The sequence below is a fragment of the Massilia arenae genome (assembly GCF_008014745.1).
GTDB classification, from domain to species: Bacteria; Pseudomonadota; Gammaproteobacteria; order Burkholderiales; family Burkholderiaceae_D; genus Telluria; species Telluria arenae.
Genome location: NZ_VPFD01000006.1, coordinates 103,606 through 129,285, shown reverse-complemented (window position 1 = coordinate 129,285; position 25,680 = coordinate 103,606). Strand labels below are relative to the sequence as shown.

The 25,680-nt window shown below is 64.0% G+C and carries 27 protein-coding genes; 20 read left to right on the top strand and 7 right to left on the bottom strand.

Annotated features, from left to right (window positions below):
- Nucleotides 1–42 precede the first annotated feature (42 nt).
- On the bottom strand, nt 43–1,743 hold the full coding sequence (locus FVD38_RS07985) for an MFS transporter (protein WP_147934326.1): 1,701 nt from the start codon (nt 1,741–1,743) through the stop codon (nt 43–45).
- A 312-nt stretch (nt 1,744–2,055) separates the two neighbouring features.
- Here FVD38_RS07985 and FVD38_RS07980 point away from each other — a divergent pair, with 312 nt between their 5' ends.
- From FVD38_RS07980 to FVD38_RS07970, 3 genes are read left to right on the top strand one after another with little or no spacing between them, the layout of a single operon-like run.
- Nucleotides 2,056–2,358 carry a Dabb family protein gene (locus FVD38_RS07980; RefSeq protein WP_147934325.1) on the top strand — a complete coding sequence of 101 codons (303 nt, stop codon included), beginning with the start codon at nt 2,056–2,058 and terminating at the stop codon, nt 2,356–2,358.
- Nucleotides 2,359–2,387: 29 nt separating this feature from the next.
- Nucleotides 2,388–3,170, top strand: a complete 783-nt coding sequence (locus FVD38_RS07975; protein ID WP_147934324.1) for an SDR family oxidoreductase — start codon at nt 2,388–2,390, stop codon at nt 3,168–3,170.
- 17 nt (nt 3,171–3,187) lie between these two features.
- On the top strand, nt 3,188–4,093 hold the full coding sequence (locus FVD38_RS07970; RefSeq protein ID WP_147934323.1) for an SDR family oxidoreductase: 906 nt from the start codon (nt 3,188–3,190) through the stop codon (nt 4,091–4,093).
- 146 nt (nt 4,094–4,239) lie between these two features.
- On the opposite strand, the gene FVD38_RS07965 is transcribed toward FVD38_RS07970, so the two are convergent.
- Genes FVD38_RS07965 through ygfZ form a run of 3 tightly spaced genes read right to left on the bottom strand, consistent with a single transcriptional unit; the run spans nt 4,240 to nt 6,355 of the window.
- Nucleotides 4,240–5,001, bottom strand: a complete 762-nt coding sequence (locus tag FVD38_RS07965) for an NRDE family protein (RefSeq protein WP_147934322.1) — start codon at nt 4,999–5,001, stop codon at nt 4,240–4,242.
- Nucleotides 4,992–5,282, bottom strand: coding sequence for a DUF4936 family protein (locus FVD38_RS07960; RefSeq protein WP_147934321.1), 291 nt, complete (start codon nt 5,280–5,282; stop codon nt 4,992–4,994). The genes FVD38_RS07965 and FVD38_RS07960 overlap by 10 nt, the downstream gene beginning before the upstream one ends.
- Before the next feature lie 2 nt (nt 5,283–5,284).
- Complete coding sequence (ygfZ, locus tag FVD38_RS07955) at nt 5,285–6,355, bottom strand: CAF17-like 4Fe-4S cluster assembly/insertion protein YgfZ (protein ID WP_147934320.1); 1,071 nt, start codon at nt 6,353–6,355, stop codon at nt 5,285–5,287.
- A gap of 125 nt (nt 6,356–6,480) precedes the next feature.
- Here ygfZ and mltG point away from each other — a divergent pair, with 125 nt between their 5' ends.
- Genes mltG through FVD38_RS07930 form a run of 5 tightly spaced genes read left to right on the top strand, consistent with a single transcriptional unit; the run spans nt 6,481 to nt 10,073 of the window.
- Nucleotides 6,481–7,500 (top strand): endolytic transglycosylase MltG, encoded by a 1,020-nt coding sequence (gene mltG / locus FVD38_RS07950; RefSeq protein ID WP_187271510.1) that lies wholly within the window; start codon nt 6,481–6,483, stop codon nt 7,498–7,500.
- A gap of 18 nt (nt 7,501–7,518) precedes the next feature.
- Complete coding sequence (tmk, locus tag FVD38_RS07945) at nt 7,519–8,127, top strand: dTMP kinase (protein ID WP_147934319.1); 609 nt, start codon at nt 7,519–7,521, stop codon at nt 8,125–8,127.
- 2 nt (nt 8,128–8,129) lie between these two features.
- Complete coding sequence (locus FVD38_RS07940) at nt 8,130–9,146, top strand: DNA polymerase III subunit delta' (RefSeq protein ID WP_370660630.1); 1,017 nt, start codon at nt 8,130–8,132, stop codon at nt 9,144–9,146.
- A gap of 10 nt (nt 9,147–9,156) precedes the next feature.
- Complete coding sequence (locus FVD38_RS07935) at nt 9,157–9,534, top strand: PilZ domain-containing protein (RefSeq protein WP_147934317.1); 378 nt, start codon at nt 9,157–9,159, stop codon at nt 9,532–9,534.
- A 17-nt stretch (nt 9,535–9,551) separates the two neighbouring features.
- Complete coding sequence (locus FVD38_RS07930; RefSeq protein WP_147934316.1) at nt 9,552–10,073, top strand: GNAT family N-acetyltransferase; 522 nt, start codon at nt 9,552–9,554, stop codon at nt 10,071–10,073.
- Nucleotides 10,074–10,158: 85 nt separating this feature from the next.
- Here the strand turns inward: FVD38_RS07930 and FVD38_RS07925 are convergent, their stop codons facing one another.
- Nucleotides 10,159–10,656 carry a hypothetical protein gene (locus tag FVD38_RS07925; protein WP_147934315.1) on the bottom strand — a complete coding sequence of 166 codons (498 nt, stop codon included), beginning with the start codon at nt 10,654–10,656 and terminating at the stop codon, nt 10,159–10,161.
- 227 nt (nt 10,657–10,883) lie between these two features.
- Here FVD38_RS07925 and FVD38_RS07920 point away from each other — a divergent pair, with 227 nt between their 5' ends.
- The 8 genes from FVD38_RS07920 to FVD38_RS07885 all read left to right on the top strand — a co-directional run bounded on the left by FVD38_RS07920 (nt 10,884) and on the right by FVD38_RS07885 (nt 16,837).
- Nucleotides 10,884–11,666: a TatD family hydrolase gene (locus tag FVD38_RS07920; RefSeq protein WP_147934357.1), complete on the top strand. Its 783-nt coding sequence runs from the start codon at nt 10,884–10,886 to the stop codon at nt 11,664–11,666.
- A gap of 3 nt (nt 11,667–11,669) precedes the next feature.
- The gene (locus FVD38_RS07915; RefSeq protein WP_147934314.1) at nt 11,670–12,332 is read left to right on the top strand and encodes an ankyrin repeat domain-containing protein; all 663 of its coding nucleotides are present in this window, start codon (nt 11,670–11,672) and stop codon (nt 12,330–12,332) included.
- Nucleotides 12,333–12,459: 127 nt separating this feature from the next.
- Nucleotides 12,460–13,398, top strand: coding sequence for a class I SAM-dependent methyltransferase (locus FVD38_RS07910; RefSeq protein WP_147934313.1), 939 nt, complete (start codon nt 12,460–12,462; stop codon nt 13,396–13,398).
- A gap of 284 nt (nt 13,399–13,682) precedes the next feature.
- Nucleotides 13,683–13,883: a hypothetical protein gene (locus FVD38_RS07905; RefSeq protein WP_147934312.1), complete on the top strand. Its 201-nt coding sequence runs from the start codon at nt 13,683–13,685 to the stop codon at nt 13,881–13,883.
- A 121-nt stretch (nt 13,884–14,004) separates the two neighbouring features.
- Nucleotides 14,005–14,232: a DUF6139 family protein gene (locus FVD38_RS07900; RefSeq protein ID WP_123070333.1), complete on the top strand. Its 228-nt coding sequence runs from the start codon at nt 14,005–14,007 to the stop codon at nt 14,230–14,232.
- Between the two features lie 179 nt (nt 14,233–14,411).
- The gene (lpxO, locus tag FVD38_RS07895) at nt 14,412–15,311 is read left to right on the top strand and encodes a lipid A hydroxylase LpxO (RefSeq protein WP_147934311.1); all 900 of its coding nucleotides are present in this window, start codon (nt 14,412–14,414) and stop codon (nt 15,309–15,311) included.
- 122 nt (nt 15,312–15,433) lie between these two features.
- The gene (wrbA, locus tag FVD38_RS07890; protein ID WP_147934310.1) at nt 15,434–16,033 is read left to right on the top strand and encodes an NAD(P)H:quinone oxidoreductase; all 600 of its coding nucleotides are present in this window, start codon (nt 15,434–15,436) and stop codon (nt 16,031–16,033) included.
- Nucleotides 16,034–16,138: 105 nt separating this feature from the next.
- A complete protein-coding gene (locus FVD38_RS07885) occupies nt 16,139–16,837 on the top strand; it encodes a glutathione S-transferase N-terminal domain-containing protein (protein WP_147934309.1) in 699 nt (232 codons plus the stop codon).
- 12 nt (nt 16,838–16,849) lie between these two features.
- On the opposite strand, the gene FVD38_RS07880 is transcribed toward FVD38_RS07885, so the two are convergent.
- Together FVD38_RS07880 and FVD38_RS07875 are read right to left on the bottom strand one after the other, a co-directional pair.
- Nucleotides 16,850–17,587, bottom strand: coding sequence for an SDR family oxidoreductase (locus tag FVD38_RS07880; RefSeq protein WP_147934308.1), 738 nt, complete (start codon nt 17,585–17,587; stop codon nt 16,850–16,852).
- 309 nt (nt 17,588–17,896) lie between these two features.
- A complete protein-coding gene (locus FVD38_RS07875) occupies nt 17,897–19,885 on the bottom strand; it encodes a peptidase U32 family protein (RefSeq protein ID WP_147934307.1) in 1,989 nt (662 codons plus the stop codon).
- A 156-nt stretch (nt 19,886–20,041) separates the two neighbouring features.
- On the opposite strand from FVD38_RS07875, the gene FVD38_RS07870 reads away from it, so the two are divergent.
- The 4 genes from FVD38_RS07870 (at nt 20,042) to xylF (ending at nt 25,634) form a co-directional block, all read left to right on the top strand.
- Entirely contained in the window at nt 20,042–22,342 is a 2,301-nt protein-coding gene (locus FVD38_RS07870) for an FAD-dependent oxidoreductase (protein WP_147934306.1), read from the top strand.
- A gap of 167 nt (nt 22,343–22,509) precedes the next feature.
- On the top strand, nt 22,510–23,613 hold the full coding sequence (locus FVD38_RS07865; protein ID WP_147934305.1) for a LacI family DNA-binding transcriptional regulator: 1,104 nt from the start codon (nt 22,510–22,512) through the stop codon (nt 23,611–23,613).
- 150 nt (nt 23,614–23,763) lie between these two features.
- Nucleotides 23,764–24,555, top strand: coding sequence for a D-xylose 1-dehydrogenase (gene xylB / locus FVD38_RS07860; RefSeq protein ID WP_147934304.1), 792 nt, complete (start codon nt 23,764–23,766; stop codon nt 24,553–24,555).
- 83 nt (nt 24,556–24,638) lie between these two features.
- On the top strand, nt 24,639–25,634 hold the full coding sequence (gene xylF, locus FVD38_RS07855) for a D-xylose ABC transporter substrate-binding protein (RefSeq protein WP_147934356.1): 996 nt from the start codon (nt 24,639–24,641) through the stop codon (nt 25,632–25,634).
- Nucleotides 25,635–25,680: the final 46 nt, after the last annotated feature.

The following is a 25,680-nucleotide window of genomic DNA, read 5'->3' as shown; positions in this document are numbered from 1 at the left end:
CGCTGGCTAGCCAGCGGCATTTTTCGTTGGACACCCGCTATCTCAGTCGTTCGCGTAGATATTGTTGTCCTTGGTCTCCCGCACGAACAAGGCGCCGATCACGAATGTGATCAGTGCGATGACGATCGGATACCACAGCCCGTAATAGATGTCGCCCTTGAACGCCACCAGCGCAAAGGCGGTTGTCGGAAGCAGCCCGCCGAACCAGCCGTTACCGATGTGATACGGCAGCGACATCGAGGTGTAGCGGATCCGGGTCGGGAACATTTCGACCAGCATCGCCGCGATCGGGCCATACACCATGGTCACGTACAGCACCAGTATGAACAGCAGCAAGACCAGCATCGGCTTGTTGATCTGCGCCGGATCGGCCTTGTCCGGGTAACCGGCAGCCTTGAGGGCGCCGTTCACCTCTGCCTTGAGTGCTGCTTCGCTGGCCAGCGAGGGCTTGTCGAAGTTCAGGTTATCCGGCGTCATGACCGCGTTGAAGGAGCGGTATTCGGTTTCGCCAATCTTGATCGTCGCGACGGTGCCAGGCGGCGCATCGACGCGGTTGTAGCTCACCGAGGCCGCGGTCAGCATGCGGGTGGCGATGTCGCACGAGTTCGGGAATTTCTTGGTGCCGGTGGCGTCGATCTGGAAGCTGCAGGTATTCGGATCGGCCACGACGACGACCGGCGCGGTCTGCAGTGCGGTTTCAAGCGCGGGATTGCCGTAGTGGGTGATGGCCTTGAAGATCGGGAAGTAGGTGGCGGCGGCGATCACGCAACCGCCGAGGATGATCCACTTGCGGCCGATCTTGTCCGACAGCGCGCCGAACACGATGAAGAACGGGGTGGCCAGCAGCAGCGCGATGGCGATCAGGATGTTCGCGGTCGGGTCGGCGATCTTGAGCGTCTTGGTCAGGAAGAACAGGGCGTAGAACTGGCCGGTGTACCACACCACGGCCTGGCCCATCGTCAGGCCGAGCAGGGCCAGCAGCGCGACCTTGGCGTTCTTCGGCTTGAGGAAGGCTTCGGACAACGGCGCTTTCGAGGTCTTGCCCTCGGCCTTCATCTTGGCGAAGGCCGGCGACTCGTTCATCGACAGGCGGATCCAGACCGAGATGCCGAGCAGCACGACCGAGATCAGGAAGGGAATGCGCCAGCCCCAGGCCTGGAATTCCTCTTCGCCGGTCAGGGTGCGGGTGCCCAGGATGACCAGCAGCGACAGGAACAGGCCGATCGTGGCCGTGGTCTGGATGAAGGCCGTGAACAGGCCGCGCTTGCCGTGCGGCGCGTGCTCGGCCACATAGGTGGCGGCGCCGCCGTACTCTCCGCCCAGCGCCAGGCCTTGCAGGATGCGCAGGGTGACGAGGATGATCGGCGCCGCGATGCCGATCTGCTCGTAGCTCGGCAGGATGCCGACCAGGAAGGTCGAGGCGCCCATCAGCAGGATGGTCACCAGGAAGGTGTACTTACGGCCGATCATGTCGCCCAGGCGGCCGAACACCAGCGCGCCGAACGGGCGCACGATGAAGCCGGCGGCGAAGGCGAGCAGGGCGAAGATGAAGGTGGTATTCGGGTCGCCGATGAAGAACTGCTTGGCGATGATGGAAGCGAGCGAACCGTAGAGATAGAAGTCGTACCATTCGAAAACGGTGCCGAGGGAAGACGCGGCGATGACCTTGCGTTCTTCCTTGGTGAGTCCGGCGGAGGTGGGTGCAGCTTGTCCTCCGACAGTGTTGCCGGGTGTGATAGCCATGGGTGTCTCCGTAATTAATTTTGTGTAACCGGAAATGCTGATTGTTGGTCAGCTAACTTCACTGTGCGCCCGAAACCTTACGCGAATCTTGCATATGGCTTACAGCTAGCTTACAGGCGAGTTCCCTGATCTCGCGTATCCTTGTCGGACTACTCCCCGTTCATAGGAGAGATTCATCCTAGTTAGTCCCGGATATAAATTTGATATTTCTTCGCGAACGGTCGTGCTGTCGCTATGCTATGCTCGATCGGCTTCCCTCTCCGGCAACGGCAGTGAAGGCAATCACCCACCATGAATAGGACAGGAAACAGAATGATCAAGCACATCGTGATGTGGAAGCTGAAGGAACAGGCCGAAGGCGCGGACCGCGCCACCAATGCGCGTGAGATGAAGCGCCGGCTGGACGAGTGCGCGACCATCGTGCCGGGCATCCTGACTTTTGAAGTCACGCTGGCCCAGCCCGATCTCGAAGCGACCTATGACGTGGTGCTGTATTCGGAATTCGCCGACCGCGCCGCGCTCGAGGCTTACATCAAGCATCCGACCCACCAGGCGGTCGTGCCCTTCATCGGCGCCATCCGCGAAGGGCGCCAGTGCATGGACTACGAGGTCTGAGCCTTCCATCACAAAAATCAGGAGACCGCATGCGCACCACGCAGGAGCTGTTTTCACTGAAGGGCAAGACCGCCATCGTGACCGGTGGCTCGCGCGGGCTCGGCCTGCAGATGGCGCAGGCGCTCGGCGAGCAGGGCGCGCGCCTGGTGATCTCGTCGCGCAAGCAGGAGGAACTCGATGCCACCGTGGCCCAGCTGCACGCCCTCGGCATCGAGGCCAGCTGCTTCGCGGGCGACCTGTCCGACCCTGGCCAGGCGCAGGCGCTGGTGGAACAGGCGATCGCGCGCCTCGGGCACGTCGACATCCTGATCAACAATGCGGGCGCCACCTGGGGCGCGCCGGCCGAGGACTATCCGCTCGAGGCCTGGGACAAGGTGATGAACCTGAACGTGCGCTCGATCTTCCTGGTGTCGCAGGCGGTCGGCAAGCTGTCGATGATCCCGCGCCGCTATGGCCGCATCATCAATATCTCGTCGATCGCCGGCCTGGCCGGCAACCCGCCCGACGCGATGCAGACGCTGGCGTACAACACGTCCAAGGGCGCAGTGGTAAATTTCACCCGTACGCTGGCTGGCGAGTGGGGGCGCTACGGCATCACGGTCAACTCGATCGCGCCGGGCTTTTTCCCGTCGAAGATGACGAAGGGCGTGCTCGCCACCTATGGCGCCGATGGGCTGGCGGCCGCGGCCCCGCTCAAGCGCCTGGGCGACGACGAAGACCTGAAGGGCGCCGTGGTGCTGTTCGCTTCGGATGCGGGCAAGCACATCACCGGCCAGGTGCTGGCGGTGGATGGCGGGGTGACGGCGGTCTAGTTTAGGGAGGGGCAGGGATGGACGAGTTTCACGATAAGGTTGCGGTCATCACGGGCGCCGCCAGCGGCATGGGGCGCGAGTTCGCCAACCTGGCCGCCAGCCTGGGCATGAAGCTGGTGCTGGCCGACGTCCAGCCCAAGGCCCTCGAAAAGGCGGCCGATGAGCTGGCGAAGCAGACCGAGGTGCTGGCCATGGTGTGCGACGTGCGCAAGGGCGAGCACGTGCAGGAACTGGCCGATTCGGCGATGGCGCGTTTCGGCGCGGTGCACCTGGTGTTCAACAATGCCGGCGTGGGCGCCGGCGGCCTGGTGTGGGAGAACTCCGAGGAAGACTGGGAGTGGGTGCTGGGCGTGAACCTGTGGGGCGTGATCCATGGCGTGCGCGTGTTCACGCGCACGATGCTCGAATGCGCGGCGCAGGACCCGGGCTATCGCGGCTGGATCGTCAATACCGCCTCGATGGCCGGGCTGCTCAACTCGCCGGCGCTGGGCATCTATAACGTGTCCAAGCATGCGGTGGTGGCGCTCACCGAGACCTTGTACCACGACCTCAAGCTGGTCGATGCGCCGATCGGCACCTCGGTGCTGTGCCCGTACTTTATCCCGACCGCGATCGCGCAGTCGCACCGCCACCGGCCGGACGAATTGCGTACCGACGAAATCATGACCGCGAGCCAGATGGCCGCGCAGGCGCTCACCGAAAAGGCGGTCGGTTCCGGCAAGGTGTCAGCGGCGGACGTGGCTCGCCTTACCTTTGACGCGATCCGCGAAGAGCGCTTTTATGTGTTCTCGCACCCGCAGGCGCTGGGCGCGGTGGCCGAGCGCATGGATGCCTTGGTCCATGCGCGGCAGCCGGCGGATCCGTATGCGGCGACGCCGCATTTGAAGGAGATCCTCAAGGCCGGCATGAAAGGGCGACGGTAAATACTTGGGTTCCCGCCAAGGCGCCCGGCGAGGGCGGGAACGACGGTCTTCGGGCTAATGGCACCGTTGAGCATTATTGGTAACGCTAGCACGTCGTTCCCGCGAAGGCGGGAACCTAAGCTCGCTCGCATCACCGCAACGCCGAATCAAGCCGCAGCCACAACCCCCGGCTGCACCACCCGCTCATGTAGCTCCGGCGCCGCATCCCGATACAGCTTGACCACGGTCGAGGTGCGGGTGCCATATTCCGGCGACTCGATGCACACCGGCGACAGCATGCGTTCCATCTCGATCGGCACGCCGGTCTCCGGCAGCCGCACGTCCGGCGCGCGCGTGGTATCGGCCAGCATCTCGAAGTAGGCGTCCTCGGGCGCGCCCTGGCACAGCAGGCTCGCGAACTGGGCCTTGGTGCGCAGCACCTTGGGCCACGGCGTGTCGAGCAGGCCGTTGGAGATGCCGAAGATGCGGCCGCGTTCCAGTGGCTGCCCGTTGCGCGGATCGTCCTTGCCGCGGTTGGAGAACCAGTACAAGGTATCGCGGTCGCCCAACACCAGGTTATAGCCGTTGTACAGGTCGGGACGTGCCGCCAGTTCAGCCACATACGCCGCCGCATCGAGCTCGCCGCGCAAATAGTCGGCCACCAGCGCGCCGCGCGACGGCGCGTCGGTGCGGCGCTCTTGCGGGGCGCGGATATTGGTCAGCGCCGCGAAGCGCGGGCCGGTGGGGCCGGTGAGCGACACGCCCATCCAGCTGCCGCCGCCCTGCAGGTCGCGGCCCGCGATCACGTGCGGCGCCTGTGGCCAGGGGCCGGCGGGCGTCGCGGGGCGGTCATAGAATTCATCGCGGTTGGCGGCCGCGATGACGGGCACGCCGGGTACGACGTGCCAGGCGAAGACGATCAGGCACATGGCAACAAGTCCGTGAAAATTTCAAGGCGACGCGGCCCGGCGAGCAGGGCGTCGATGCCGGCGTCGGCCACCGCCTGCGCCAACACCGCATCGAAACCATCGGTCACGCCCGGATACACTTCCATCCAGGTCTGCAGCCCGTCCTTGTCTTCGGGACGGCGCTTGAGCTGCACCTGCACGCCCGCGTCCTGCTCCAGACTGCGAACCATGGCGTGCACCAATGGCGCCAGCCGGGCGGCGTCCGCGCTGCGTACCTTGTAGTAGACGTATAGGTCGACCATCGCTAGTCGTCGATCGCGTCGAGGCAATAGGGCATGGGCAGGAAGCGCAGCGGCGCGCCGGAGGCTGAGCCCAGGTGAACATCTTCACCGAGCGCAGCCAGCTTGATCTCGACCAGCGCATCGGCGCCACCACGGCCGTTCGGCGCAGCGTTGACCACCATGCCGCAGGGTTGATCCGGGTCCGCAGCCGAGAAGACTTCGTCGCCGGCGCGCGCGGCGGCATTCTCGATGCTGGCCAGCGCGGCGCGGCGCTTGATCTTGCCCAGGTACTTGGTGCGCGCGACGATTTCCTGGCCCGGGTAGCAGCCCTTCTTGAAATTGACGCCGCCCAGCAGCTCGAGGTTAATCATCTGCGGCACGAACTGCTCTTGCGTCGCGGCGCTCACTTGCGGCTCGCCGGCGTGGATGGTCGCCAGGCGCCAGGCCTGGTTGCCGCCCAGGGCCAGTTCTTGCTTCAACACCGGCAGGGCGGCGCTGGCTGCTTCGCATGACGCGATCCACAGATAGCGCGGCGCGCCGAAAGCGTCATGCAGGCGCAGCACGGTGCCGAACTCGCCGCTGGTCTTGCCCATCGGCGCGGCTGGCAGCGTATTGACGAAACGGCCAAGCGCTGCGTGCGCCTTTGCTCCGCCCAGGCCGAGCACGGCCATGAATGGTGCTTCGTCGGTGGCATCACGCAGCTTGGCTTTGCTGCGCAGCACAAACATCGACAGGCGTTTTTGCAGCGGCGGCTGGATCGCGCGCGGCAGTTGCAAATACACGGTATCGAGCCCGGCATCGAGGCCGCGCCACATCAGGAAGCTCGCTTGCAGGCGGCCTTTCGGCGTGCAGAAGCCGGCGAAGCGGGCTTCGGTTTGCTGCAGGTGCTCGACGTCGTTGGTGAGCTGCGCGTGCAGGAATTTCGCGGCTTCTTCGCCGGCCACGGCGATCAGGCCCTGGTCGGTCACGGTGGCGACAAAACCGGCCGCGAGCGCGTCGCCATCCAGGGGCGCGCCGAAGTCCTCGACCTGGGTGGCTTCGTCGAGATGAAAGCGTGCGCCATGCGTGGCAAGGTGATCAGTCCAGTTACTCATGAAATTCCGAAATATTTTGGCAATTAGGCTTTATCATTACGGCCTCATTATAGAGTTGTCGGGGAAATCGCGCCGGGAGCGCCGCAATCCGCATTGGCATCCGTGTTTGAACCCGCTCACACCACATGGCATTCATAAAAAAATTACTCGTTACCGGCGTCGTGGTCACGCTGGCAGCCGCAGGCGGATTCTCCTGGTGGACCAAGCACTCGCTGACCACGGGCGGTGAGCCGATCGAATTCACGATCAATCCCGGCAGCGGCGTCGCATCGAGCGCGCAGCAGATGGTGGCGGCCGGTGTGCCGATCAATCCGACCATGTTCGTGCTGCTGGCGCGCCTGACGGGCGACGCCGCCCGCATCAAGGCCGGCAGTTATGAACTCAAACGCGATACCAGCCCGCGCCGCCTGCTGACCCAGCTTGTGCGCGGCGAGTTCGCGCAAGAAGCGATCGTTATCATCGAGGGCTGGACCTTCCGCCAGATGCGCCAGGCCATCAGCTCGCACAATCGTCTCAAGCACGATACCGTCAAGCTCTCCGACCAGGAGTTGATGGCCAAGATATCGACCGAGTTCAAAGACCCAGAGGGCATGTTCTTCCCGGATACCTACCTGTTCGCCAAGGGCTCGTCGGAAATCGAGATCTACCGGCGCGCACACCAGGCGATGATCGACCACCTGAATGCGGCCTGGGAAAAGCGCAACAAGGAGCTGCCGTACAAGACGCCGTATGAGGCCCTGATCATGGCGTCGATCGTCGAAAAGGAAACGGGCCAGAAGAGCGAGCGCAATATGATCGCCGGCGTGTTCGTCAATCGACTGCGAACCGGCATGCTGCTGCAGACCGACCCGACCGTGATCTACGGCATGGGCCAAGCCTATGCGGGCCAGATCCGCAAGAAGGACCTGCTGACGGATACCCCTTACAATACCTATACGCGCGGCGGGCTGCCGCCGACGCCGATCGCGCTGCCGGGGTTGCAGTCGCTGAATGCGGCGCTTGCGCCGGCTGAGACGCCGGCGCTGTATTTCGTGGCGCGCGGCGACGGCACCAGCCACTTTTCGGACAACCTGCTGGACCACAACCGGGCGGTCAACCGATTCCAGCGCGGCATCACCAACGGTCCACTGACCGAATCCCACTAACACGAAGCAAGGCAGCACATGCAGGGCAAGTTCATTACATTCGAAGGCATCGACGGGGCCGGGAAATCGACACATATCGGGTTCGTCACCGATTTCCTCGAGTCGCACGGCAAGACCGTTGTCTCTTCACGCGAACCCGGCGGCACGCCGCTGGGCGAGAAGCTGCGTGACTTGCTACTGCACGAAAAGATGGACCTGGAAACCGAGGCGCTGCTGATGTTCGCAAGCCGACGTGAGCACATCGCGCAAGTGATTGCGCCCAACCTGGGTGAGGGCAAGTGGGTACTGTCGGACCGCTTCACCGACGCGAGCTTTGCTTATCAGAGCGGCGGCCGCGGCTTGGCACGTGCCAAGATGGAGGCGCTGGAATCTTGGGTTCATGCCGATCTGCAGCCCGACCTTACCCTCCTGTTTGACGTGCCGCTCGAGGTGGCGCGTCAGCGCCTGAATGCCACGCGCACGCTCGACAAATTCGAGCGCGAACAAGCCGATTTCTTCGCTCGCTGCCGGGCCGAATACCTGCGCCGCGCGGAACAATTCCCCGAGCGTTTCGTCGTGGTCGACTCGACCAGGAGCATTGCCGATATCCAGGCCAGTCTGGCCCAAGTTCTGGAGAAATTGTTGTGACGATGTACCCGTGGCAAGGGGCCGCCTGGTCCCAGCTGCAGCAGATGCGCGCGCGCTTGCCGCACGCGATCCTGTTCCATGGCCCGGCCGGCACCGGCAAGGCCGATTTTATCGAAGCCTTTGCCCAGGCCTTGCTGTGCGAGAGCCCGCAGCCTGGCGGGCATGCCTGCGGGACCTGCGCGTCCTGCGGCTGGTTTGTGCAGCACAACCATCCGGATTACCGCCGCGTGCGGCCGGAGGTGTTCGAAGACGATCTGCCGGCCGACGGCGAGGACGGCGAGGCGGGCACCAAGTCGAAGTCGACCAAGGCGCCGTCGAAAGAGATCAAGATCGAGCAGATCCGCAACCTGTCGGATTTCATGAATATCTCGACCCACCGCCAGGGCTTGCGGGTGGTGGTGCTGTACCCGGCCGAGGCGCTGAACATGCCGGCCTCGAATGCGCTGCTCAAGACGCTGGAAGAGCCGCCGCCTGGCACCGTGTTCCTGCTGTCTTCCAACAGTCTCGACCGCCTGCTGCCGACGATCCTGTCGCGTTGCCGCAAGTTCGCGCTGCCGACGCCGTCGCACGGCGAGGCCCTGGCCTGGCTCAAGGAGCAGGGCGTGCCGGACGCCGACAGCTGGCTGCGCGAGCAGGGCGGCGCGCCGCTGGCGGCCCTGGCCGAGTCGACCAACGGTAGCCGTGAGGACATGGAAGCGTTGCTGCATTTCCTGGCCCGGCCGGCGCCGGACGCTGCGTTGCGCACCGCCGAGAAGCTGGCCAAGGCCGAGCTGCCGGCCCTGGTGTCCTGGACCCAGCGCTGGTTGTACGATGTGTTTTCGTACAAGTTGTCAGGCAATATTCGCTATTACCCGCGCTACCAGAAGGAGTTGGCGGCGCTGGCCGGCCGCGTCCAGGCGCCGGGCCTGCTGCGCGTGATCAAGGCCGTGAACGAGCGGCGCGCTGTGGCGGATCATCCTTTGTCGGCAAAATTGTTTGTCGAAGATATGCTGCTTGAGTACACTGCTTGCTGCACATGAAAGGACCACGATGAGCGTCAGCCAGCCAGAGACAAATGCAGCCCAGGCCCCGCGGCCTTCGGTGCTGTCGCTGGCGATCAAGGAAAAGGCGGCGCTGTACGCGGCCTATATGCCGTTCCTGAAAAATGGCGGCATGTTCGTGCCGACCAACAAGCCTTATAAGATCGGCGACGAGATCTACCTGATCCTGGCGCTGATGGACGACCCGAACAAATATCCGATCGCCGGCACTGTCGCCTGGATTACCCCGAGCGGCGCCAATAACAACAAGGCGCAAGGCATCGGCGTGCATTTCCCGGCCGACGAGGCCGGACAGCGCGCCAAGGCCCGTATCGAAGAGATCCTCGGCGCGGCGCTGCGGTCTTCGCGCGCAACCCATACCCTGTAACTACCACCTTTCGTTTCATGCCATCCTACGTCCATCGCCTGGCTCGATTCGACGACCTGCCGGTCATCGTCGATATCTACAATTCCACCATCGCTTCGCGTGAAGTCACCGCCGACACCGCACCTATTACGGTCGAGTCGCGCGTGGGTTGGTTCAATGAACATACGCCTGATCGGCGTCCGTTGTGGGTGATCCACGATGCCGAGGACAAGAGCGAGCAGCCGGAAGTGCTGGGCTGGCTGTCGTACTCTAATTTCTATGGCCGTCCGGCGTATTCGGGCACGGCCGAGGTGTCGATCTATATCGCCGAAAGCGCGCGTGGAAAGGGACTGGGGCGCTATTGCCTGGAGCTGGCGATGGCGTTTGCGCCCGAGGTCAAGGTGCATACCTTGCTGGGCTTTATCTTCGGTCATAACCAACCGAGCCTGGCGTTGTTCCGCAAATACGGGTTCGAGACCTGGGCGAATTTCCCGCGCGTTGCTAATCTCGACGGGATCGAGCGCGACCTGATTATTCTGGGCAAGCGCGTCGCAGACTGATGTAGAAAGAGCGGGATAGATACCGCTCTTTTTTCTTTGGGCCGTTACAACGCTGTGTCAGCGCAGCCTGGCGCTGTTTCAGCAATCATTTCGGCTTGTAGGAAACGCGACCCGATAACGCAATCGTGCCGGCGCCGGTAGACAGGTCCTCGGTGCCGCTCAAATAGCCGCCGCCGGTTGCGCGAGCATAGGTGCCGGAGCCGCCGGTGATGGTGAAGGTGCCGCCGTTCATGACGTAGGCAGTGCCTGCGCCGGTGGGAAGGAACTGGCCACCGTAGTTGGCGAAGATCTGGTCGCCGTTCGGGAACAGCAGGACGAACTTGCCGTTGCTGAAGGTGAATGTCGTGCCAGATTGGGCGAAGCAATCTCCGCCGACGAACGCGACTGGCGTTCCGTCCGCCGTCTCACCATGGCCGGCAAGCTTGCCACCGAGGGTGGACGCACATTGCGGCGCGGGACCGACTTTTTCATTGAATACGCCTTTGACTTCAAGCGCCCGGGTCACGCTCGGGCCGGCCGATGCCGAGAACGAAGCGGCCATCAGGACGAGGCAGGGCAGGAGGCGGAGTGAGACAGTTTTCATCGCGATATTTCTTCGGTTGTTAAAAAATTGATATGACACATACTAAGATAAGTGAAGAATTTTGTTGCGCGCACGATTCGATCTTTTTACGTTGTTGCAAGTTATCCACGTTTGCCGCATTGACCACGGTTTCCCCGCATGGATTCTCGGCCCCGGACGGGCAGTAAGGCGACTGCCCGGTAGTAGCCCGCATGGCGCTCCCTGCCACCTGGCTTTACAATGCCAGGATGTACATCGATTCCCATTGCCACATCAATTTCCCGGAACTGGCAGCCCGCATGCCCGAAATCCTGGCCAAGATGGCCGAGAACAAGGTGACGCACGCCCTGTGCGTGTCGGTCGACCTGCCGGACTTCCCGCAAGTACTCGCCCTGGCCGAGCAGCATCCCCATATCTTCGCTTCGGTCGGCGTCCATCCCGACTATGAAGACACGCCTGAGCCGACCGTGCAGCAGCTGGTCGAGCTGGCCAACCATCCCAAGATCGTCGCCATCGGCGAAACCGGCCTGGACTACTACCGTCTCGAAGGCGACCTGGAATGGCAGCGCGAGCGATTCCGCGTGCACATCCGTGCTTCGCGCGAAACCCGCAAGCCCCTGATCATCCATACCCGCGCCGCCAGCGAAGACACGATCCGCCTGATGAAGGAAGAGGGCGCCGGCACGGATGCGGGAGGCGTGGCCGGCGTCATGCACTGCTTCACCGAATCGCTGGCCGTGGCCGAAGCCGCCATGGCCCAGGGTTTCTACATTTCGTTCTCGGGCATCGTCACCTTTAAAAGCGCCAAGGAATTGCAGGCGGTGGCGCAAGCTGTGCCGCTCGATCGCATGCTGATCGAGACCGATTCGCCGTATCTCGCGCCGGTGCCGTTCCGCGGCAGGATGAACGAGCCGGGCTATGTGGCCCACGTGGCCGAGTACATCGCCACGCTCAAGGGCGTCTCGCTGCGCGAGGTTGCCGACCGCACCAGCGAGAATTTCTTCAACTTGTTCCAGACCGCCAGGAGCTGACACGTGCCGATCCGCCGCTTGCTTGCCACCAGTTTGCTGTTTGCCGTAATCGCCGGCGCCCACGCCGTCGAGCCGCCAACACCCCAGCAGGTGAGTTCCTTCTTCCGCGCCGTGCAGATGGATGACGCCAGCACGGTGCGCAAGATGGTCGGTGCGGTCGTCAATGCCAATGAGCTCAATCCCCTGGGCGGCGAGCCGGCCCTGGTGCTGGCCATCCGCGAAGGCTCGCGCGAGGTGATCCTTGAACTGCTGCGCCATCCGGGCACCGACCTCGAGCGCAAGGCGGTCAACGGCAATACGGCGCTGATGATGGCCGCCTTCAAGCGCGACGAAGAGGTCGTCCGTGCCTTGCTGAAAAAAGGGGCCAAGGTCAACCAGCCGGGCTGGACCGCGCTGCACTACGCCGCCGCCAGCGGCGACGACAAGATCGCGCAATTGCTGATCGAACAAGGCGCCAAGCTCGACGCCGTGTCGCCACGTGCCAGCGGCGCCTTTACGCCATTGATGATGGCGGCGCGCGAGGGGAAGGATACGACGTCGAGGCTCCTCGTCGCCCGCGGCGCCAACACCGCGCTGAAGAATACGGAAGGCCATACCGCGGCCCAGATCGCCAAGCAGGCGGGACGCGACGAACTGGCCAGGGAACTGGGCGGCGCTACCCGCTGAACCTTCCCGCGTGACAATTCGATCCTGAATTGGACGGTAAAACGCGCTTAGCTCGACCAATTGCGCAAGGGCAATGGTATCCATAATGCTTCTACGGTCAAACGACCACCGATTACCAAGGATACCCATGCTCAACGAACGCGAAATCGAAAGCTGCTACCTGGGGCAGTTCATTCCAGTCCACTACCATCACAATATGCTGATGGACCAGAACCGGATGCACAGCTTCAAGAATGCCATCCACTATTCCGTGTTCCCCGGCGCGAAAGTGCTGGAACTGGGTGGTGGCACTGGTGTGCTTTCTTTCTTCGCGGCCCAGAGTGCCTCGAAAGTGTATTGCGTCGAGTTCAACCCGGACATGGTGCAGGAAGCGCGCCGCTTCCTGGCGATGAACCCCAACGGCCACAAGGTCGAGGTGGTGCACGCCGACGCCTTCGACTACCTGCCGCCGGAACCGGTCGACGTCGTGATCTGCGAGATGATCCATGTCGGCATGCTGCGCGAAAAACAGGTCGAGGTGATCGAATCGTTCAAGCGCCGCTACCTGGCCAAGTTCGGCGGTCCGCTGCCGCTGTTCATGCCGGAAGCCGTGATCATGGCGGTCCAGCCGGTCCAGCAAGCGTATGACTTCGACGGCTTCTACGCCCCGATCGTCCAGTTCCAGGAAACCGGCGTGGTCCAGCCAGGCACGGCCGAGCTGGCCCAGCCTGCCGTGTACAGCATCCTCGATTTCAGCCAGCCGGTCGACAGCCTGATCGCCTGGGAAGGCTCGATGGTGGTGGAGCAGGGCGGCACCCTGAACGCGATGCGTTTCGTGACCAAGAACGTGCTGGCCATCGTGCAGGAACAGGCGACCACGATCGACTGGCTCAACCACTACATGACCCTGCCGCTGTACCGTCCGGTCGAGGTCAAGGCTGGCGACCTGCTGCGCATGTCGTTCGCCTACCGCGCTGGCGGCTCGATCCCGTCGCTGCAGGCGTCGATCAAGGTCGAGGTCGTGACCGAGCAGGCGGCCACCGAGGCGCATGCGCCGGCGGTCGAGGAAGCGGCCACCTACGCCTGATCCTCGGCGCCGGCCGGTATAGTCGGCGCAGGCGTCTAGTTTCACGAAATTGTTGAGTTAGCGCTACCCGTCGCCCCCGCGAAGGCGGGGGCCTAAGTTCTGCACGCGTCATCGCTATGCTTGCAAACTTAGGCCCCCGCCTCCGCGGGGGCGACGTGCATGCGGCGGCTTGATCGGTCGTTGCTACCGTTCAGCCCACATTTCCTCCCGTTTATCGCACCCCGCTGGCCCCAGCACCTTTTTCGGCCTACATTCACCATGATGCTTCTTCATGGAGAAAGACGATGCTGAGTTTCCTGGTATGGTTGGTGCTGCTGTTCCTTTGCTGGCCAATCGCGCTGCTTGCCCTGCTGCTGTATCCTGTGGTGTGGCTGCTGTTGCTGCCGTTCCGCCTGCTTGGGATCGGCGTCGATGCCGTGTTCAACCTGCTACGCGCGATCGTCATGCTGCCTGCGCGCGTGCTCGGTCACAATCCGGCGCGCTGACGAGCCTGCTTAAGTCTTCGGCAGAATGTTCGGCAGATAACAGACTATGGCCACTTGATCTTCTACTGTGGAGCTGCGCGCTTTCATCCGGAAAGCGCGCATTGATTAGAGGAAAATGACTATGCGCCTGGATATTTACCGCAGAGCCGAACACGACGGCAAGTTCTCGTACCTGGCCGTACCCGAAGCCAAGAACATCCCCGAAGAAGCCACCAATACCGATTGGGAGATCGAAGCCCGTGCCTTCGAGGTCGACGACAACGCCGACCAGATCGAGGATTTCGACATCGATAACCTGAGCGGCCAGATCGCCGAAAAAGGGTATGCGATGACGTCGGTGCTGCACTGACATTTTCCTGGCGGTGTTGCCACCGCCAGCGCCGGCAGGCGGGCCTTTCAGCCCGTGCGCCGGCGCCATCCTCCCTCTCCAGGAAGTCGGCGGGGCTGCTACGGCCCAGTAGCCGTTGTGGTATCCTGCGTCCTTGATCAAGGGAGTCAGCCGCTTGGGTGGCTGCGATGGAGGATGTGATGAAGTGGGTCGTGGTAGGTTTCTATATTCTGTCTATCCTGCACATCCATTTCCGCGGGCGCGTGCGCCTGCCGTTCCGTCGCCAGATCTTCGATCACTCGTCGTTCATGGCGCCGATCAATATTTTCATGCACAAGTTCTCGAAGGTGCCGAACACGCCCTTCATCCCGGTGAGCGAGTTCCCCGAACTGGCGCGCCTGCAAGAGAACTGGCCGATCATCCGTGCCGAAGCCGAGAACCTGCTCGCGCTCAAGAAGATCAAGGCCGCCGAGCAGAACGACGATGCCGGCTTCAATTCCTTCTTCAAGAACGGTTGGAAGCGCTTCTACCTCAAATGGTATGACGCCAGCCATCCGTCGGCCGAGCGCCTGTGCCCGCAGACCTATGCATTGCTGCAATCGATCCCGTCCGTCAAGGCGGCGATGTTCGCCGAGCTGCCGCCGGGCGGCAAGCTCAATCCGCACCGCGATCCGTTCGCCGGCTCGATGCGCTACCACCTGGGCCTGGCCACGCCGAACGACGACCGCTGCTTCATCGACGTCGACGGCGAGCGCCACAGCTGGCGCGACGGCGAGGGCGTCGTGTTCGACGAAACTTTTATCCACTGGGCGATCAACGGCAGCGAGAGCGACCGCGTGATCCTGTTCTGCGACGTCGAGCGCCCGATGCGCTACCGCTGGATGCAGGCCTTCAACCGCTGGTTCGGCCGCACCGTGATGACCGCCGCCGCTTCGCCCAACGAGTCCGGCGACCAGGTCGGCCTGGTGAGCAAGCTGTTCCGCATTTCCTTCTATGCCGGCCAGTACCGCCGCCGCTTCAAGGCCTGGAACAAGACCGCCTACAACATCACCCGCGTGGCGCTGGTCATCGCGCTGGCTGCCTTCATCTACTGGATCTGATCCGACTTAAGGCCTAGTGCGCGCAGGCGGCCTCGCCTGCACAATCCCTGTGTTCCCGAAAACGGACATTCGGCCATTGTCGCTACAATGGCCGTCCTGAATCCCACACATGGAGGAAGTCGATGGCAAAAGTACTGGTTCTGTATTACTCGTCGTATGGCCACATCGAGACGATGGCAAATGCCGTCGCCGAAGGCGCGCGCAGTGCGGGCGCTACGGTCGACGTCAAGCGGGTTCCCGAAACCGTTCCTGAAGACGTCGCCAAGGGCGCCCACTTCAAGCTCGAGCAGGCCGCGCCAGTCGCCACCGTCGCCGAGCTGGAGCATTACGATGCCATCATCGTCGGTGCGCCGACCCGCTATGGCCGCATGCCGGGCCAGATGGCGGCCTTCCTCGATCAGACCGGCAGCCTGTGGGCGCGCGGCGCGCTGAACGGCAAGGTGGGTGGCGCCTTCACCTCCACCGCCACCCAGCACGGCGGCCAGGAAGCCACGCTGTTCTCGATCATCACCAACCTGCTGCACTTCGGCATGACCATCGTCGGCCTGCCGTACAGCTACCAGGAACAGATGACGCTGGATGAGATCGTCGGCGGCAGCCCCTACGGCGCCACCACCATCGCCGGCGGCCAGGGCCAGCGCCAGCCGAGCGAGAAAGACTTGGGCGGCGCCCGCCACCAGGGCGAACTGATCGCCAAGACCGCCAACAAGCTGTTCGGCTGATCCACGCGATCCGGCCCGCTGCCGCTTGGCGAGCAGCGGGCATATTGAATCTTTGGTATCTTGGCACTCTGCCGCCGCGGCGGTTTCTGAAGAGGCGCCAACGACATGACCACGCTTTCCGATTTTCCCATCACCAAGAAATGGCCGGCGGCGCATCCCGAGCGGCTGCAGCTGTACTCGATGCCGACCCCGAACGGCGTCAAGATTCCGATCATGCTGGAAGAAATCGGCCTGCCGTACGAGGTGCACAAGGTCGACTTCGCCAAGGATGAGCAGAACTCGCCGGCCTTCCTGTCGCTGAACCCGAACAACAAGATTCCCGCCATCCTCGATCCGGACGGTCCGGACGGACAGCCGCTGGCGCTGTTCGAATCGGGCGCGATCCTGCTCTACCTGGCCGAGAAAAGCGGCAAGCTCATTCCAAGCGACGTGGCGGGACGCTACCGCGTCATCCAGTGGGTGATGTTCCAGATCGGCGGGGTGGGGCCGATGTTCGGCCAGCTCGGCTTCTTCGTCAAGTTCGCCGGCAAGGACTACGAGGACAAGCGCCCGCGCGACCGTTATGTGGCCGAATCGCGCCGGCTGCTCGGCGTGATCGATGCGCAGCTGGCCCAGCATACCTGGATCGCGGGCAACGACTTCACCATTGCCGACATCGCGGTATTCCCCTGGATTAATGGTTTGCTGAACTTCTACGAGGCGGAGGATTTGATCGGCGCCGAAGATTTCGGCAATGTGAGGGACGCGCTGGACCGTTTCCTGGCGCGCCCCTCGGTCAAGAAGGGACTCAAGATCCCGTCCTGATGTCGCCGTGGATCAGTATGGGCTGGACGTCGGGCGCACGATCATCTCGCTGACGTCGACATCCGCCGGCTGCTCGATGGCGAAGGCGATGGCCCGCGCGATCGCTTCCGGCTTGATGGCGCCCTTGCGGAACTCGCGCATCGTGTCGCGCGCCAGCGGGTCCGAGATCGAATCGGCCAGTTCCGACTCCACCACGCCGGGCGAGACCAGGGTCACGCGGATGTCGCCGCCCACTTCCTGGCGCAGGCCCTCGGTGATGGCCGCCACCGCGAACTTGGTGGCGCAGTAGACGGCCGCCGTCGGGCTGACCGTATAGGCGCCGATCGAGGCGATGTTGATGAACTGGCCGCTGCGGCGCGCCTGCATCCCCGGCAGCACGGTGGCGATCCCGTGCAGCACGCCGCGGATATTCACGTCGATCATGCGGTTCCATTCGTCGATCTTGAGCGCATCGAGCTTCGACAGCGGCATCACGCCCGCATTGTTGATCAAGACGTCGACCTGGCCATGGCGCTCGATGGCGAAGTCGACAAACTCGCGCATGCTTTCCAGGCTCGTCACGTCGAGTTGGGCGACGTCGGCCTTGCCGCCGGCTTCGCGGATATCGGCCGCCAGCGCCACCAGGCGTTCGGTACGGCGCGCGCCCAGCACCACGCGGTGGCCGAGCGCGGCGAGATGGCGGGCGGTGGCTTCGCCGATGCCGCTGCTGGCGCCGGTGATCAGGACGACTTTGGACAGTTGGTCTTTCATGGTGGGCTCCGTGGTGTGGTTGGACAGTGGAGCCAGTATGGACGCGGACGACCGCGCCGCCCATGCCGAAAAATCGCGGCGGATTGCACAATAGTCCGGAAGTGAAAACGGTGCCCACCAGGCGAATGCAGTGAAGCTATGAACGGTCGCTACGTTGCAACCGAGCCGCCACCACGTCGTTCCCGCGCAGGCGGGAACCTAAGTCCTCGACGTAGTCGAAACGCTTGCAAAACTTAGGTTCCCGCCTGCGCGGGAACGACGTTTTTACGCTAACTTGGCGGCGCACATCGCCACATCCAGCATCGCCGCTTACGCCTTCGATCCCGCCGGGTCGCGCGGACGCTGGCGGTGGAAGGTCAACGGCGTATAGGCCACATTCGACGGCGGCGGCGATTTGAGGATGTTCGTCTTCATGGCGCCCACCACGTGCATCTCGCACGGCTTGCAATCGAAGCGCAGCGTGTACTTCTCGTCGCCGCTGACCAGCGTCATCGGCTCGGCCTTCACCTGGCCCTGCACGCCTTGCACGCCCTTGGCCTGTTTGGGGCACAGGTTGAACGAGAAGCGCAGGCAGTGCTTGGTAATCATCAGCGACACTTCGCCGGCTTCCTCGTGCGCTTCATACGCGGCGTCGATCAGCTGCACGCCGTGCTTGTGATAAAAGGCGCGTGCTTTCTCGTTGTAGACGTTGGCCAGGTAGCTGAGCTGGGTGTCCGGGTAGACGGGCGGCGGTTGCACCGACGCCTTGCGCTGCGGGCGCTCCCAGGCCGCCAGGCGCGCCGTTTCGTGCGCGGCGATGGCGTCGCGGCGCAGGGCGTTGATGGCGGCGCTCGGCACGAACCACGGCTGGCTCAGATGCAGGGCGACGTGGCCGGCTTCGAACATCGTGTTACCCAGCTTGGCCAGGCTGGCGCGCAGCCCGGCGTCGGCCTGGGCCGCCTGCTGGGCCGGCTGCAGTTCGAGCATGGCTTCGGCGCTCGATGCGATGCCGTCTTCGTCGACGATGTCCAGGCGCAGGCCGCCCGGCACTTCGCTCAGGATCAGGTCGACCGCCACCTTGCGCTCGGACGATTTTTTATTGAGCGTGGCTTCCCACTGGTGGTCGCGGTTGCGGTGGATCACGGTGCCCACCTTCAAGCCGGTCAGGGACTGCATCGGCTCGTTGGGGAACACGCGCCAGCGCTGGCCCTCGGCTTCCTCGCCCAGCTTCTCGGCGCGGTTAGCCTGGATGCCGCAGGTGTCGCGCTTGTTCATGTAGTTCAGGCCGTCGCCGTTGGCCATCGGCGCCGTGGTGACGATGTCGAAGCTGTCGCCGTTCAGGCGCGCCACGATGCCCAGTTCCACGCCGACGTACTTCGGCGAGTCGAAGGCGCCGATGTCCGTCAGGCGGCCCTGGGCGAAGTATTCGGTGTGGCCGCGATGGAAGTTCTTGTCGACGTCGGGCGTGAACATCACGCGGGTGCGGCCGCTGGCGGCGCGCGCGAACTCCGGACGGCGCTCGAGCAGCTCGTCTAGCAGCAGACGGTAGTTGGCCGTGATGTTCTTGACATAGCCCATGTCCTTGTAGCGGCCCTCGATCTTGAACGAGCGGATGCCGGCATCGACCAGCGCTTCCAGGTTGCGGCTCTGGTCGTTGTCCTTCATCGACAGCAGGTGCTTGTCGAAAGCGACCACGCGGCCCTGGCCGTCGGAAAGGGTGTAGGGCAGGCGGCAGGCTTGCGAGCAGTCGCCCCGGTTGGCCGAGCGGCCGGTGTCGGCGTGCGAGATATAGCACTGGCCCGAATAGGCCACGCACAGCGCGCCGTGCACGAAGTATTCGAGCGGCGTGTCGGTGGCGGCGTGGATCTTGCGGATCTGGTCGACCGTCAGCTCGCGCGCCAGCACCAGCTGGGAAAAGCCGACGTCGCCCAGGAATTTCGCCTTCTCGGCGCCGCGGATGTCGCACTGGGTGCTGGCGTGCAGCTGGATCGGCGGCAGGTCGAGTTCGAGCAGGCCCAGGTCCTGGATGATCAGCGCATCGACGCCAGCCTCGTACAGCTGCCAGATCTGCTTGCGCGCCAGCTCGAGTTCGCTGTCGTGCATGATCGTGTTCATGGTCACGAAGATGCGCGCACGGTAGCCGTGGGCGAACTTGACCAGCGCCGCGATGTCCTCCAGCGGATTGCTGGCGTTGTGGCGCGCCCCGAAGGCCGGTCCACCGATGTACACGGCGTCGGCGCCGTGGAGGATCGCTTCGCGGCCGATTTCGGCGGTCTTGGCGGGCGAAAGCAATTCAAGCTCGTGGGCAAGCAGGGACATGGTATTTCCTTTGGGGCGAAGGACGAGATTATAGCGAGATGAGGCCCGCGCGTCATGCCCGGTGTGGCGTCTTGTCACTATGAAACCATCTTGAGCGAACGCCGCCGGCTAGACGCGGTCCAACCCGCATCGACGCCGCTTGCGAAAGGATGGCCGATGGTGGATCAGCCACATCCCGGGGAGCCGGCCGGGCAGGACCACACGCGGCATGCGAGCTTCCTGCTGCTCGGCGGCGGCCTGGCCGCGGCCACGGCCGCCGAGACGCTGCGCCTGGAGGGTGCACAGGGCGCCATCGTGATGGTGGCGGACGAGCGCGACCCGCCTTATCACCGGCCGCAACTCTCGACGCGCTTCCTCGAGGGGGATGTCGCGCCGCCCCTGGCGACGGTGCTGCCGCCCGAGTATTTTCATGACAATGGCGTGACCCTGCTGTCCGGCGTACGCGCCACCGGCCTTGATGCCGAGGCCCAGCTGGTGCGCACCGATCACGCCGGCACGATCCGCTATGACCGGCTGCTGGTCGCTACCGGGGTGCGTCCCGTTCACCTCGACGTCCCGGGCGCCGGGCTGCCCGGCATTCACTACCTGCGCACGGCCGTCGATGCGCGCACGTTGCGTGGCGCGATGGAGGGCGCGGCGCGGGCCCTGGTGGTCGGCTCCGGTTTCATCGCCCTCGAGATGGCCGCGGCCTTCGCGCGCAAGGGTGCAAAGGTGACCGTGCTGGCGCGCCACGGCATCCTGTTCGACAAGCTGCACGACCACGGTATCAGCGACTACCTGCGCGCGCTGTACATTGGCCAGGGCGTGGAGGTGCTGGCCGACAGCGCCGCCGCCTTTCATGGCGATCACCGAGTGGAAATGGTCGTGACCGAAGGCGGGCGCCGGCTGCCGTGCGAGCTGGTCGGGGTGGGCATCGGCGTCGCGCCCGATCTCGGCTGGCTGCACGACAGCGGCCTGGCGCTGGACGACGGCGTGTGCGTCGACCAGTATTTGCAAGCCTCGCATCCGCTGGTGTGGGCAGCGGGCGACGTCGCCAATTTCATGGACCCCGTGTTCCGTCTGCGCCACCGCATCGAGCATTGGGACAACGCCGTCAAGCAGGGACGGCTGGCGGCGCGCAATATGCTTGGCATGCGGCTACGCTACGACGAGGTGCCGTATTTCTCCTGCGATCTGTTCGGGCAGGGCTTCCAGTTCCTGGGCCAGCCCGACGCCGGCCACCAGCATGCCCGGCTGGGCCGCCCCGAAACCCGCTCCTGGGCCTGCCTCTACCTCGACCACGAGGTGCCGCGCGCCCTGTTTTCCACGGGGCGGCCGGCGATCGAGACGCGCGCGATCGAATCCCTGATCCGCTACCGCACCAATATCGGCTGGGCCTGCAGGCGCCTGCACGAGCCGGATTTTTCCATCACCCGCATCCCCAGCCAGACCGCGCTGATCCTGCAGGGCGGCGGGGCGCTGGGCGCCTTCGAATGCGGCGTCGCCCGCGCGCTGGAGGACGCCGGGATCCAGCCCGATGTCATCGCTGGGGTGTCGATCGGGGCCTTCAACGGCGTCATCATGGCCGGCAATCCGGGTCATGCGGCCGAGGCGCTGGAGGATTTTTGGCGCAGGCTGTCGATCGACATGCCGGGGGCGGCGCACGCGCTGCTCGACGACCGTGCGCGGCGCCTGCTCGGTTCGTGGCAAACGCTCGCCTTCGGCGTACCGGCCTTCTTTCGGCCGCGCTGGAGCGGAATTTTCACTGGCATGGAGCCGCTCTCATGGACCAGCCTGTACGACCCGACGCCGGTCAAGGAGTTATTGAAACGCTACGTCGATTTCGGGTCGCTCAAATCCAGCCCGGTGCGGCTACTGGTCAGCGCGGTCAATGTCGAGACGGCGCGCCTGGAAATCTTCGATAGTTACGTCGACGACCTGAGCGCCGACCACATCCTGGCCAGCGGCAGCCTGCCGCCTGGATTTCCCTGGACCACGATCGACGGCAAGCACTACTGGGATGGCGGCATCATCAGCAATTCGCCACTTGAGCTGCTGCTGGAGCATTCGGGTACGGCGCGCAAGCGCATCTTCATCGTCGACCTGTATCCAGAAACCGGCTCGCTGCCCACCAGCCTGATGGAAGTGCTGGGCCGGCGCGACGAGATCGTGTTCGCCGAACGCATTCGGCGCGATAGTGCCGAGCAATCGCTGGTGCGCGACTTTCGCAAGTTGGTCGAGGGCATCCTGGCCTATGCAACTTCACCGGCCCATGCCGACCAGGTGCGCCAGTGGCCCACCTATATCCAGCTGATGGGCGACAAGGATGCCGGGCCCAGCATCACCCGGATCGTGCGCAAGGGCACGGAATGCGAGACGGCGGCGCGCGACTACGATTTTTCGGCGCTGTCGATCGCGCGCCATATGGAAGAGGGCCAGGCGGCCGGCCGCGAGGCACTCGCCGCGCAGCGCGGCTAGGGATATGATGACTGTGTGTCGCCTATGTTAGCGCAAACGCGCCAGGCGTTTTCTCGTTTCGCCCGGGAATCAAACCTTACCCGTAAAATCGGAAGCGGTCCCGATGGCAAAACCGTAATCATGCTAACATCGACCAACATTACTAACTTCTAAAGAAATTCACGCACATGAACAAAACCAGCATCGAGGCCGTCCGCGAATCGATGGAGCAGGGCAAACCCACCATGGTGGACGTTGCCAAGCTCGCCGGCGTGTCCGCGATGACCGTGTCGCGGGTCATGAACGGCAAGAGCCTGGTGCGTGAAAGCACGCGGCGCAAGGTGGCCGAAGCGGTCGCGGCGCTGAACTACACGCCCAACCAGGAAGCGCGCAACCTGGCCGGCTCCAAGCCGATCCGCGTCGGTTTCCTGTACAGCAATCCGAGCGCCGCCTACCTGAGCGAATTCCTCGTTGGCCTGCTCAACCAGTCGGGCCTGAACAACGTCCAGCTGTTCGTCGAGAAGTGCGAGGCCGGCAACCACGAGATCGAGCATACCCAGCGCCTGATCAATAACGGCCTGGATGGCGTGATCCTGCCGCCGCCGCTGTGCGATAGCGTGGCCGTGCTCGACTGCGTGGCCAAGGCAGGGATTCCGGCGGTGGTCGTGGCCTGCGGCTCGCCGGCGCCGAGCGTCGGGGCGGTCAGTATCGACGACTACGAAGCGGCCCGCTACATGGCCCGGCACCTGATCGCGCTGGGCCACCAGCGCATCGGCTTCATCGTCGGCCATCCGAACCAAACCGCCAGCGCGCGCCGCCTGGATGGCTACCGCAAGGCGATCGCCGAGAAGGGCGCCGACGCCTCGGACGAGCTGGTGGTGCAGGGCATGTTCACCTACCGTTCCGGCCTGGACGCGGCCGAGCAGCTGCTGGCGCTGCAGGACCGGCCGACGGCGATCTTTGCCAGCAACGACGACATGGCGGCCGCCACCGTGGCGGTCGCGCATCGCCTGGGCCTGGATGTGCCGGGCGACCTGACCGTCACCGGTTTCGACGATACGGCGCTCGCCACCACGATCTGGCCCGAACTGACCACCGTGCGCCAGCCGATCGCCGGCATGGCGCGCGAGGCGGTGCAGGCGCTGGTGCGCCGCGTGCGCGCACTGCGCGAAGACGAACCGGCCGAGCCGGAACAGACCCATATGGACTTCGAACTGGTGCGGCGCCAGTCCGATGCCGCTCCGCGCATCCGCCCGCCGGCACGCCTGCCGTCGGTGGCGAAAGCACGCTGACATCCGGCAAATCCAATCTCCGTGAAACCCTTTTCAGTAATTCGTTGACAACCGTCGGAAGCCCCGATTAGACTGAGATGATTGCGCTAACACTCCTGTTAAGGGAGTGTCCGGCGCATCCATAATACTCAGAATAATCTGGAGACGACCATGACGGCAGCTGCTGCCCCGACGCTGGGCTACGCGACCTATCCCGACCTGCGCGACAAGCGGGTCGTGATCACCGGGGGCGGCTCCGGGATCGGCAGTGAACTGGTGCGGGCGTTTGCGGGCCAGGGGGCGCGCGTCTGGTTCCTCGATATCGCGGATGCCGCCGGTCATGCGCTGGCCGCCGAGCTCCACGGCGCGCCACATGGACCACGTTTCCTGCACTGCGACCTGACCGACCTCGAAGCGCTCGCCGCGAGTTTCGCCGCCGTCGAGCAGGAGGCCTGCGGCATCGACATCCTTCTCAATAACGCCGCCAACGACGATCGTCACCAGATCGAGGCCGTGACGCCGGCCTATTGGGAAAACCGGATGGCGGTCAACCTGCGCCACCAGTTCTTCTGCGCCCAGGCTGCCGTAGGTTCGATGCGGCGCCAGCAGGGCGGCGTGATCCTCAACTTCGGCTCGATTTCCTGGCACCTGCCGCACACCGAGCTGGCGTTGTACATGACAGCGAAGGCCGCGATCGAGGGCCTGAGCCGCGCGCTGGCGCGCGACCTGGGGCCGGATCATATCCGCGTCAACACCGTGGTGCCGGGCGCCGTGCGCACCCCGCGCCAGCAAGCGTTGTGGCATACGCCAGAAGAAGAAAACCGCATCCTGGCTGGCCAGTGCTTGCCGGCGCGGGTCGAGATGCAGGACGTGGCCGCGCTGTCGCTGTTCCTCGCTTCGAACAATGCACGCCGCTGCAGCGGCCGCGAGTACTTCGTCGACGCCGGCTGGTACGGCGCGTGACTCGAATAGAATGTCAATACGGCGCGTCGCTTAAGCGCGCGCCGACAATAAAGGAGACAACGATGAAACAAGGCTTCACGAAGATGGGCGCCGCGATCGGACTCGGTTGCGCGCTGCTGTTCGCATCCGGCCCGAGCATGGCCGATGCCAAGAATCCGAAGATCGGCTTCTCGATCGACGACCTGCGGCTGGAGCGCTGGACGCGCGACCGCGACTACTTTATCGGCGCCGCCGAAAAGCTCGGCGCCAAGGTCTATGTGCAATCGGCCGACGCCAGCGAGCAGCGCCAGATCGCCCAGATCGAGAACCTGATCTCGCGCGGCGTCGACGTGCTGGTGATCGTGCCCTATAACGCCACGGTCCTGAACAATGCGATCCGCGAAGCCAAGAAGGCGAAAATCAAGGTGCTGTCGTACGACCGCCTGATCCTCAATGCCGACGTCGACGCCTACATCTCGTTCGACAACAAGGCGGTGGGCGAGCTGCAGGCGCAGTCCATCGTAGGCCTGAAACCAAAGGGTAACTACTATCTGCTGGGCGGGGCGCCGACCGACAACAACGCCAAGATCCTGCGCGAGGGGCAGATGAAAGTGCTGCAGCCGCTGATCGACAAGGGCGACATCAAGGTGGTTGGCCGCCAGTGGGTCAAGGACTGGAGCGCCTCCGAAGCGATGTCCATCGTCGAGAATGCGCTCACCGCCAACGGCAACAAGATCGACGCCGTGGTCGCGTCCAACGACGCCACCGCCGGCGGCGCGATCCAGGCGCTGGCCTCGCAGAAGCTGGCCGGCAAGGTGCCGGTATCCGGCCAGGACGCAGACCTGGCAGCGGTGCGGCGCGTGATCGCCGGTACCCAAGCCATGACCGTCTACAAGCCGCTCAAGACCATCGCCACCAGCGCCGCCACCCTGGCCGTGCAACTGGTGCGCAATGAAAAGCCGGCCTATAACTCACAGATCAACAATGGCTATAAGCAGGTGAGCACCGTGTTGCTCAAGCCGATCCTGCTGACCAAGTCGAACGTCGACATGCTGGTGAAGGACGGGTTCTATACCCAGGGCCAGCTGGCCGGCAAATAAGCCTTCTTCTCTCCTTTCCCCGTATCCGCCTTTGCGGTCCGGGGAT

Bases quoted from the DNA above. Each gene is read 5' to 3' on its own strand.
- FVD38_RS07985 (WP_147934326.1), bottom strand. From the start codon at position 1,743: ATGGCTATCACACCCGGCAACACTGTCGGAGGACAAGCTGCACCCACC.
- FVD38_RS07980 (WP_147934325.1), top strand. From the start codon at position 2,056: ATGATCAAGCACATCGTGATGTGGAAGCTGAAGGAACAGGCCGAAGGC.
- FVD38_RS07975 (WP_147934324.1), top strand. From the start codon at position 2,388: ATGCGCACCACGCAGGAGCTGTTTTCACTGAAGGGCAAGACCGCCATC.
- FVD38_RS07970 (WP_147934323.1), top strand. From the start codon at position 3,188: ATGGACGAGTTTCACGATAAGGTTGCGGTCATCACGGGCGCCGCCAGC.
- FVD38_RS07965 (WP_147934322.1), bottom strand. From the start codon at position 5,001: ATGTGCCTGATCGTCTTCGCCTGGCACGTCGTACCCGGCGTGCCCGTC.
- FVD38_RS07960 (WP_147934321.1), bottom strand. From the start codon at position 5,282: ATGGTCGACCTATACGTCTACTACAAGGTACGCAGCGCGGACGCCGCC.
- ygfZ (WP_147934320.1), bottom strand. From the start codon at position 6,355: ATGAGTAACTGGACTGATCACCTTGCCACGCATGGCGCACGCTTTCAT.
- mltG (WP_187271510.1), top strand. From the start codon at position 6,481: ATGGCATTCATAAAAAAATTACTCGTTACCGGCGTCGTGGTCACGCTG.
- tmk (WP_147934319.1), top strand. From the start codon at position 7,519: ATGCAGGGCAAGTTCATTACATTCGAAGGCATCGACGGGGCCGGGAAA.
- FVD38_RS07940 (WP_370660630.1), top strand. From the start codon at position 8,130: ATGTACCCGTGGCAAGGGGCCGCCTGGTCCCAGCTGCAGCAGATGCGC.
- FVD38_RS07935 (WP_147934317.1), top strand. From the start codon at position 9,157: ATGAGCGTCAGCCAGCCAGAGACAAATGCAGCCCAGGCCCCGCGGCCT.
- FVD38_RS07930 (WP_147934316.1), top strand. From the start codon at position 9,552: ATGCCATCCTACGTCCATCGCCTGGCTCGATTCGACGACCTGCCGGTC.
- FVD38_RS07925 (WP_147934315.1), bottom strand. From the start codon at position 10,656: ATGAAAACTGTCTCACTCCGCCTCCTGCCCTGCCTCGTCCTGATGGCC.
- FVD38_RS07920 (WP_147934357.1), top strand. From the start codon at position 10,884: ATGTACATCGATTCCCATTGCCACATCAATTTCCCGGAACTGGCAGCC.
- FVD38_RS07910 (WP_147934313.1), top strand. From the start codon at position 12,460: ATGCTCAACGAACGCGAAATCGAAAGCTGCTACCTGGGGCAGTTCATT.
- FVD38_RS07905 (WP_147934312.1), top strand. From the start codon at position 13,683: ATGCTGAGTTTCCTGGTATGGTTGGTGCTGCTGTTCCTTTGCTGGCCA.
- FVD38_RS07900 (WP_123070333.1), top strand. From the start codon at position 14,005: ATGCGCCTGGATATTTACCGCAGAGCCGAACACGACGGCAAGTTCTCG.
- lpxO (WP_147934311.1), top strand. From the start codon at position 14,412: ATGAAGTGGGTCGTGGTAGGTTTCTATATTCTGTCTATCCTGCACATC.
- wrbA (WP_147934310.1), top strand. From the start codon at position 15,434: ATGGCAAAAGTACTGGTTCTGTATTACTCGTCGTATGGCCACATCGAG.
- FVD38_RS07885 (WP_147934309.1), top strand. From the start codon at position 16,139: ATGACCACGCTTTCCGATTTTCCCATCACCAAGAAATGGCCGGCGGCG.
- FVD38_RS07880 (WP_147934308.1), bottom strand. From the start codon at position 17,587: ATGAAAGACCAACTGTCCAAAGTCGTCCTGATCACCGGCGCCAGCAGC.
- FVD38_RS07875 (WP_147934307.1), bottom strand. From the start codon at position 19,885: ATGTCCCTGCTTGCCCACGAGCTTGAATTGCTTTCGCCCGCCAAGACC.
- FVD38_RS07870 (WP_147934306.1), top strand. From the start codon at position 20,042: ATGGTGGATCAGCCACATCCCGGGGAGCCGGCCGGGCAGGACCACACG.
- FVD38_RS07865 (WP_147934305.1), top strand. From the start codon at position 22,510: ATGAACAAAACCAGCATCGAGGCCGTCCGCGAATCGATGGAGCAGGGC.
- xylB (WP_147934304.1), top strand. From the start codon at position 23,764: ATGACGGCAGCTGCTGCCCCGACGCTGGGCTACGCGACCTATCCCGAC.
- xylF (WP_147934356.1), top strand. From the start codon at position 24,639: ATGGGCGCCGCGATCGGACTCGGTTGCGCGCTGCTGTTCGCATCCGGC.